General features: G+C 40.4%; 4 protein-coding genes, 2 rRNA genes and 1 pseudogene (1 of these 7 cut by a window edge). All 7 read right to left on the bottom strand.

The genetic code is table 11. The features are described 5' to 3' along the window. A protein-coding gene (locus BLT48_RS09895; RefSeq protein WP_035021180.1) for a glycoside hydrolase family 1 protein crosses the window boundary here: on the bottom strand, positions 1–1,142 show its 5' portion. 286 nt of this gene lie to the left of the window's left edge; the window shows 1,142 of its 1,428 coding nt (coding positions 1–1,142); its start codon is at positions 1,140–1,142; its stop codon lies off the left edge, out of view. A gap of 150 nt (positions 1,143–1,292) precedes the next feature. After that, positions 1,293–2,753 carry a glycoside hydrolase family 1 protein gene (locus tag BLT48_RS09890; protein WP_089977666.1) on the bottom strand — a complete coding sequence of 487 codons (1,461 nt, stop codon included), beginning with the start codon at positions 2,751–2,753 and terminating at the stop codon, positions 1,293–1,295. A 24-nt stretch (positions 2,754–2,777) separates the two neighbouring features. Next, positions 2,778–4,703: pseudogene (locus BLT48_RS09885) on the bottom strand (beta-glucoside-specific PTS transporter subunit IIABC). Positions 4,704–4,839: 136 nt separating this feature from the next. After that, a complete protein-coding gene (locus BLT48_RS14215; protein ID WP_228751029.1) occupies positions 4,840–5,040 on the bottom strand; it encodes a PRD domain-containing protein in 201 nt (66 codons plus the stop codon). Beyond that, positions 4,980–5,714 carry a PRD domain-containing protein gene (locus BLT48_RS09880; protein ID WP_244885817.1) on the bottom strand — a complete coding sequence of 245 codons (735 nt, stop codon included), beginning with the start codon at positions 5,712–5,714 and terminating at the stop codon, positions 4,980–4,982. Before BLT48_RS09880 ends, BLT48_RS14215 begins: the two co-directional genes overlap by 61 nt. Positions 5,715–5,959: 245 nt before the next feature. Beyond that, positions 5,960–6,075 (bottom strand): 5S ribosomal RNA (gene rrf / locus BLT48_RS09875). Positions 6,076–6,165: 90 nt separating this feature from the next. Next, a 23S ribosomal RNA gene (locus tag BLT48_RS09870) occupies positions 6,166–9,086 on the bottom strand. Between the last annotated feature and the right edge of the window lie 110 nt (positions 9,087–9,196).

Genomic DNA, 9,196 nt, shown 5'->3' with positions numbered 1-9,196 from the left:
TATTCATCTGTAATTAGCTTATCATTAGCTCCCAATCCATTTTCAACGATAAATAAGGGTTTTTGGTAACGATCCCAGAAGTCATTCAAAACAATACGCAAACCTTTAGGGTCAATTTGCCATCCCCACTCAGATGCTTCTAAGTATGGATTAGGTATCCCACCTAAAATATTGCCTTCACCTGCTACTCGTTTGCTTTCGTCAGCTGTTTCAGTAGAACTCATGTAATAACTGAACGAGATAAAATCAACCGTATTTTTTAATAGTTCTTCATCTTCTGGACCAAAATCTAATTCAATAGCATTTTCACGGAAGAATCGTTTCATATACCCTGGATAAACTCCTCGAACGTGTACATCAGAGAAGAAATAATTTTTACGTTCTGCTTCCATAGCAGCAATAACATCATCTGGATTTGGAGTTAATGGGTATGTCGGCATAGCTAAAACCATACATCCAATTTGTGCTTCCGGCATTAATTCATGTCCAATTTTAGTAGCCAACGCACTCGCTACTAACTCGTGATGAACCGCTTGATACAAATCTTTTTGTGTCAGATTTTCTGGTGCAGTAGCAATTCCACCACTCATAAATGGTGCATGTATAATTGAATTAATCTCGTTAAAAGTCAACCAGTATTTCACTTTCCCTTTGTAGCGTGTAAAGACAGTCCGCACGTAATTTTCGTAAAACCCGATCATTTTGCGATTAACCCAGCCGTCGTATTCTTTGGCTAAATGTAATGGTGTTTCATAGTGAGATAGTGTTACTAATGGTTCGATATTGTATTTAAGAAGTTCATCAAATAAATCATCATAAAATTTTAATCCAGCTTCATTTGGTTCGGTTTCGTCTCCATTAGGAAAGATGCGTGACCAAGCAATTGACGTACGGAAAGTTTTAAATCCCATTTCTGCAAATAATTTAATATCCTCTTTGTAGCGATGGTAAAAATCAATTCCTACAAGTTTCATATTATCTTCTGTAGGTTCTTTTGTAATTGGGCCAAATCCACCATGTGGTGTCACATCTTGGACAGACCACCCTTTTCCGTCTTCGTTATAAGCGCCTTCTAATTGGTTCGCAGCTACTGCTCCGCCCCACAAAAAATCTTTTGGAAATTGTTCTACTGTCAAAGTCATCTTCTCCTTTATTCGATCAATTATTTTAGATTCTTCATTTTATTAAACGTTTACTTTATTAAGTATAGCATATGTTTTTTTAATAGAGGATACAGCAGCTGGCTAAAAAAGAACTCGCTCAAATCAAGACCCTTCTTTCGCCTGCTTTATTTATTTACTTAAATCCATTCCATTCGTCTCAATAACTTTTTTATACCAGAAGAATGAATCTTTTCTTGAGCGATTTAACGTTCCGTTACCTTCATCATCTTGATCAACATAGACGTAGCCATATCGCTTAGACATTTCAGAAGTAGATGCACTAACTAAATCAATCGCTCCCCAACTCGTGTAACCCATTAGATCCACACCATCTAGTACCGCTTCCTTCATTTGTTCAATATGCTTTTGCAGATAATTAATTCGGTAATCATCATGAATACTGCCATCTTCTTCTACTTTATCATAAGCCCCTAATCCATTTTCAACAATAAACAACGGCAATTGATAACGATCATAAAAATCTTTCAAGGTCCATCTTAATCCAATTGGATCAATTTGCCAGCCCCAATCAGATGTTTCTAAATAGGTATTTTTTATTCCTCCCATAAAGTTTCCGCTAACTTGATCTTCAGATGGTTTCGAGCTAGTTGTATTGGACATATAATAACTGAAGGAAATAAAATCAACAGGATAGGCTTTCAAGATTTCATCATCGCCACGTTCTTTATGGATGTTAATATCATTTTCAAGGAAATAACGATCCATATAAGCAGGATACTTTCCACGTGCTTGAACGTCTGTAAAGAACAAGTTCAATTGATTTTCCTCTTGCGCTTTTATTATATCCTTCGGGTTATTAGTTTCAGGGTAAGTTGTCATGCGCGCCAGCATACATCCTATTTTAAATTCAGGATTAATTTCATGTCCAATTTTTGTAGCTAATGCGCTAGCTACAAATTGATGATGTCCAGCTTGATAAGACAACTCCAATGGATTTTCTGCGTCATCTACTAGTACTCCACCGCCTGTATATGGACTTAATGTAATAATGTTGATTTCATTAAATGTAAGCCAGTATTTCACTTTATTTTGATAACGTGTGAAGACAGTCTCAGCATACTTAACAAAGAGGTCAATGACTTGGCGATCCGCCCATCCATTATACTTCAAGGTTAAGTTCAAAGGTATTTCATAATGAGACAGAGTTACCAAAGGCTCAATGCCATATTTTAGACATTCGTCAAATACCCTATCGTAAAAAGCAAGTCCTTCCTCATTTGGTTCTATATCATCCCCATTTGGAAAAATACGTGCCCAGTTAATCGATAAACGGAATACTTTAAAACCCATTTCTGCTAACAAAGCGATGTCTTTTTTATAATGATGATAAAAATCAACCCCAAAACGTTTCGGGAAAACAGCATCTACTTTTCCTGCTAAAATTGCTTCAATTTCTTTACCTGAAACGTCTAATGAAAACCCTTCTCCTCGTTCTTCTTTAGGTATAAATTTTACCATGTCGGCTGTAGAGAGGCCTTTTCCTCCCTCATTATATGCACCCTCAAATTGATTGGCTGCAGTTGCGCCTCCCCATAAAAATCCTTCTGGAAAACCATTACTATTTTTCATCTGATTACCTCATTTTCTTATTTTTTAAATGACTACAGTCATTAATTGTTCGTTAGAAGAAACAGTTGCTTTCTCTGTCGTGATGACATCTAAATAATTTTGTGAATTTGTGATAACTACAGGCGTAACCACGCTGTAACCGGCTGCTTGGATCTTGGCAATATCAAATTCAATTAAAAGCTGACCTTTTGTTACTTTGTCTCCTTGCTTAATGTGTGGAACAAATCCTTCAGCATTCATTTGAACAGTATCCATACCAATATGGATCAAGATTTCTGTTCCTTCATCTGACGTTATACCCACTGCATGAAACGTTGGAAAAAGCATTGTGACAACTCCATTAACTGGTGAAACTAATTTCCCTTCAGTTGGTTCAATTGCCAAACCTTTTCCCATAGCTCCAGATGAAAAAGCTTCATCTCGAACATCAGAAAGCGGAATAATAGATCCTTTTAATGGGCTTTCGATAGTATCTTTTCCAATATAAACTTCATTTCCTGAATCAATGGTTCCATCATTAGTTGTTTCTGCCACAACTGCATCATCTTCATACAATTTTCCGAAACCAGCAATATAAGTTAATACAAAACCAAGAATCATAGCTCCAATGATAATGGCTATTACTATAGGCACATCACCTAAACCACTCTCAGCAGGATTCAGGAAATTGGTGATTCCAAATATTCCTAGTCCTCCTACAACGTATCCATTGGCTCCGACTAATCCTAGAGTTGCTCCACCCACACCGGCAGCGATACAGCTCATGATGAAAGGTTTTTTAAGAGGTAAAGAGATACCATAAATTGCTGGTTCTGTTACACCGAACATACCGGAAATTACAGAAGGAATACCTAAAGACTTAACCTTTTTCTCTTTTGTTTTTACCATAATTGCAATAATTGCTCCAGTTTGTGCAAATGAGGCTGCAAATGACATTGCTAAAATAGGATCATATCCGTAAACAGCTAAGTTGTTCAGAGCTACTGGCACAAGACCCCAATGCAATCCGAACATAACAAATATTTGCCAGAAACCACCTACAATTGCACCTGCTAAGATTGGGCTTAAGTTATAAACGGCTAAAGTCCCGGCTCCTACTAAGCTACCTGCCCATGTTGCGATTGGTCCAACGATCATGAAAGTTACTGGGACAATAATCAAAAGAGTAAAAAAAGGAATTAAGAAGGTTTTGACCACGTCTGGAATGATTTTTTTCAATCCTTTTTCAACTTTAGATGCTAGAAAAATAGCAACAATAATCGGAATAACGGTTGACGAATAGTCCATTAGAATAAGTGGAAGTCCTAGGAAAGTGGTATGCACTGGGGACTCAATAATGGATCCGGAAAACAGTGTATAAAGAGGATCTCCTGCTCTGATTCCAGCTAAAGTCGGGTAAACGAGTGAAGCACCAATAGCCATAGCCGTGAACTGATTCACTTTGAATTTTTTACTGGCTGTAAATGCTAGGAAAATAGGGAAGAAATAAAACAATGAATCACCTATAGCATTTAATATTTAATACGTTCCTGATTCAACTGTTAGCCAGCCTAGTGCTACAAACAAAGCATTGAATCCTTTGATCATACCAGTAGCAGCTAATGTTCCTAAAGTTGGTGCAAAAATTCCTGAAATCATATCAACGAACTTATTGAACAGACCTACTTTCTCATCTGATTCTTGTTCAGAAGAATCATTACTATTTAAATTTCCGACAGTTACGACTTCTTGATAGACATCCGGTACATGATTTCCAATAACGACTTGATACTGTCCGCCACTTTTGATTACGGTTACAATTCCGTCCATTTTCTTTAGTACATCTGTATTTGCTTTACTTTCATCTTTTAATTTAAACCTTAATCTTGTTACACAATGAGTTAAACTATTGATATTTTCTGTTCCGCCCACGTTTTCAATTATTGATTTAGCTAATGCTTCGTATTTCATCCTAATTCCTTCTCCCATTTAATTTTTTTAAAAAGAAAAACCTAAATCAATAGCATAATGCATCATTACTCGATACATATTAGCTATCAATTTAGGTTTTGCCTGCTTGCGCAGTAACAATCCATCATTGATTAGTTTATTTAATTATTTTTTCACTCGTTACTCGTTGGATATGAATCGCTAAGTAAACCTGTTCATCTTTTGAGAGTAGCGTATGGTGTTTATTCGTAAGGTAACTATTGATCTTATTTGTACACTCAAAAGCTTTTGGATACTTTATTTTAACTTGCTCGAATAAAAAATCATCATTAGATCTTTTGTTATCATGTTCCAGCATTCTACGAGCAAATATTGTAAGTGAGTAACAAAACGAGAATAGTTAAAGGAATCTTCATCAAAAGTGATTCCAAATTGTAACCGTACAATTGTTAAAATATCTTGCACAACTTCAGTCATTTTAACGGTAATTCCTAGTTCTTGTCCTTCTTGTTTAGCATTCACAATATGCAAAGCAATGGATGCAGCTTCGTCTTCATTCATTATCACACCGAATTTAGTTTTAATATTTTCTAAAGCTTTTAATCCAATCTCATATTCCTTTTTATAAAACTTTTTTATTTCCCAAGTTAAAGGATTTTTAATTTCGATTCCTTCACTCGTTCGGCTTATCGCATAGTTCAAATGATCCGTTAAAGTTAAATAGATATTATTGCTTAATTTAGTTTTTAAAATAGACTGCGCGTATTTGATTGTATCAGTGGCTATTTCTATAATTTCTGGATTGATTTCTTTAAACAAAGTAGAAAAAGTTTCAATACCTTCATTTCCTTCTGGTACAAACGTTTTTTCTATTTTTTCGACTTCAATTGTATCGCCAACTTTACGTTGAAAGGCAATCCCTCTTCCCATTACTACCATTTCTTCATTAGTATCAGTCAAGGTGATCACAACATTATTATTCAATACTTTTTCTATTTTCATTTTATCGCTTTGCTCACCAACTTTCATCATATAGAAAATAAAAAACCTAAACTCATTCCAAATGCTCTGTCTCCAATAAGATAGAACAATTCGAATCAATTTAGGTTTTGCCTGCCGATGCAGTAACAATCCTTTGTTACAAACAATATAACACGTTCGAATTAGTTTTGCAAGCGTTTTATTAGTTGATTTATTACTCTTTTTATTCTAAACAAAATGACTAGTTTAAAAAGAACAAAAAAAGACACCATCCGAGGATGATGTCTTTTTGATTTGCGTGGCAACGTCCTACTCTCACAAAGGGAATCCCTTCACTACCATCGGCGCTAAGAAGCTTAACTTCTGTGTTCGGCATGGGGACAGGTGTGACCTTCTTGCCCTCATCACCACACAATGTCAATCGAAAGTCCGTTGGACTCTCAAAACTGGATAAAGTCTAAAGTGTGTTTCGTTTGCTTACCTTCGTACACCGGGTATTGCTTTGGTTAAGTCCTCGACCGATTAGTATTGGTCCGCTCCGTATATCACTATACTTCCACTTCCAACCTATCTACCTGATCATCTCTCAGGGGTCTTACTCACTTACGTGATGGGAAATCTCATCTTGAGGGGGGCTTCACGCTTAGATGCTTTCAGCGTTTATCCCGTCCACACATAGCTACCCAGCAATGCCCTTGGCAGAACAACTGGTACACCAGAGGTGTGTCCATCCCGGTCCTCTCGTACTAAGGACAGCTCCTCTCAAATTTCCTACGCCCGCGACGGATAGGGACCGAACTGTCTCACGACGTTCTGAACCCAGCTCGCGTACCGCTTTAATGGGCGAACAGCCCAACCCTTGGGACCGACTACAGCCCCAGGATGCGATGAGCCGACATCGAGGTGCCAAACCTCCCCGTCGATGTGGACTCTTGGGGGAGATAAGCCTGTTATCCCCAGGGTAGCTTTTATCCGTTGAGCGATGGCCCTTCCATGCGGAACCACCGGATCACTAAGCCCGACTTTCGTCCCTGCTCGACTTGTAGGTCTCGCAGTCAAGCTCCCTTATGCCTTTACACTCTGCGAATGATTTCCAACCATTCTGAGGGAACCTTTGGGCGCCTCCGTTACACTTTAGGAGGCGACCGCCCCAGTCAAACTGCCCGTCAGACACTGTCTCCCAGCCCGATAAGGGCTGTGGGTTAGAGTGGTCATACAGCAAGGGTAGTATCCCACCAACGCCTCCACCAAGACTGGCGTCCTGGCTTCAATGGCTCCTACCTATCCTGTACAAGCTGTACAAACACTCAATATCAAACTGCAGTAAAGCTCCATGGGGTCTTTCCGTCCTGTCGCGGGTAACCTGCATCTTCACAGGTACTATAATTTCACCGAGTCTCTCGTTGAGACAGTGCCCAGATCGTTACGCCTTTCGTGCGGGTCGGAACTTACCCGACAAGGAATTTCGCTACCTTAGGACCGTTATAGTTACGGCCGCCGTTTACTGGGGCTTCAATTCTGAGCTTCGCCCGAGAGCTAACCCATCCTCTTAACCTTCCAGCACCGGGCAGGCGTCAGCCCCTATACGTCATCTTACGATTTTGCAGAGACCTGTGTTTTTGATAAACAGTCGCCTGGGCCTATTCACTGCGGCTGACCAATTGGTCAGCACCCCTTCTCCCGAAGTTACGGGGTCATTTTGCCGAGTTCCTTAACGAGAGTTCTCTCGCACACCTTAGGATTCTCTCCTCGACTACCTGTGTCGGTTTGCGGTACGGGCAGTTGGTTTCTAACTAGAAGCTTTTCTTGACAGTGTGACATCGGGAACTTCGGTACTTAATTTCCCTCCCCATCACAACTTGTTCTTATAGAAGCAAGCATTTGACTCACTTCAAAACTTGTTGCTTGGACGCGCATATCCAACAGCGCGTATTCCTTAGCCTACTGTGTCCCTCCATTGTTCAAACAAAACCAACTGGTACAGGAATCTCAACCTGTTGTCCATCGTCTACGCCATTCGGCCTCGACTTAGGTCCCGACTAACCCTGGGAGGACGAGCCTTCCCCAGGAAACCTTAGTCATTCGGTGGACGGGATTCTCACCCGTCTTTCGCTACTCATACCGGCATTCTCACTTCTAAGCGCTCCACTAGTCCTCACGATCTAGCTTCAACGCCCTTAGAACGCTCTCCTACCATAGAACCAATGGTTCTATCCACAGCTTCGGTGTTATGTTTAGCCCCGGTAAATTTTCGGCGCAGGGTCACTCGACTAGTGAGCTATTACGCACTCTTTAAATGATGGCTGCTTCTGAGCCAACATCCTAGTTGTCTAAGCAACTCCACATCCTTTTCCACTTAACATAAACTTTGGGACCTTAGCTGGTGGTCTGGGCTGTTTCCCTTTCGACTACGGATCTTATCACTCGCAGTCTGACTCCCGGATATAAATCAATGGCATTCGGAGTTTATCTGAATTCGGTAACCCGAGAAGGGCCCCTAGTCCAAACAGTTGCTCTACCTCCATGATTCTAATTCCGAGGCTAGCCCTAAAGCTATTTCGGAGAGAACCAGCTATCTCCAAGTTCGATTGGAATTTCTCCGCTACCCACACCTCATCCCCGCATTTTTCAACATACGTGGGTTCGGTCCTCCAGTGCGTATTACCGCACCTTCAACCTGGACATGGGTAGATCACTTGGTTTCGGGTCTACGACCACATACTCATTCGCCCTATTCAGACTCGCTTTCGCTGCGGCTCCGTCTCATCAACTTAACCTCGCATGGGATCGTAACTCGCCGGTTCATTCTACAAAAGGCACGCTATCACCCATTAACGGGCTTTAACTATTTGTAGGCACACGGTTTCAGGGGCTATTTCACTCCTCTTCCGAGGTTCTTTTCACCTTTCCCTCACGGTACTGGTTCACTATCGGTCACTAGGGAGTATTTAGCCTTGGGAGATGGTCCTCCCGGATTCCGACGGAATTTCTCGTGTTCCGCCGTACTCAGGATACTGATCAGAGTGAAATAGGTTTCGATTACAGGGCTTTTACCTTCTTCGGCAGACCTTTCCAGGTCGCTTCTTCTACCTACTTCATTTATGACTCTATATGTTCAGTCCTACAACCCCAGAAAGCAAGCTTTCTGGTTTGGGCTATTCCCGTTTCGCTCGCCGCTACTCAGGGAATCGATTTTTCTTTCTCTTCCTGCAGGTACTTAGATGTTTCAGTTCTCTGCGTCTACCTCTACTGACCTATGTATTCAGTCAGCAGTAACATCCTATCAAAGATGCTGGGTTCCCCCATTCGGAAATCTTTGGATCAAAGCTCACTTACAGCTCCCCAAAGCATATCGGCGTTAGTCCCGTCCTTCATCGGCTCCTAGTGCCAAGGCATTCACCGTGCGCCCTTATTAACTTAACCTATGGTTAACAGTTAATTTTTAAACCTCATCTTTCGATGAGAACCTTAAAAAAACTCATTTTTTAAAACTTTTCGGTGTGTTTCTGGTTTGTTACTTGAATTACACTTTT

It is taken from the genome of Carnobacterium viridans, from assembly GCF_900102725.1.
GTDB classification, from domain to species: domain Bacteria; phylum Bacillota; class Bacilli; order Lactobacillales; family Carnobacteriaceae; genus Carnobacterium_B; species Carnobacterium_B viridans.
This window is presented reverse-complemented; position numbering and strand designations above follow the sequence as displayed.

What these genes read in the sequence shown, in the direction of transcription:
- BLT48_RS14215 (WP_228751029.1), bottom strand. Translation starts at nt 5,040, where the DNA reads ATGCTGGAACATGATAACAAAAGATCTAATGATGATTTTTTATTCGAG.
- BLT48_RS09890 (WP_089977666.1), bottom strand. Translation starts at nt 2,753, where the DNA reads ATGAAAAATAGTAATGGTTTTCCAGAAGGATTTTTATGGGGAGGCGCA.
- BLT48_RS09880 (WP_244885817.1), bottom strand. Translation starts at nt 5,714, where the DNA reads ATGATGAAAGTTGGTGAGCAAAGCGATAAAATGAAAATAGAAAAAGTA.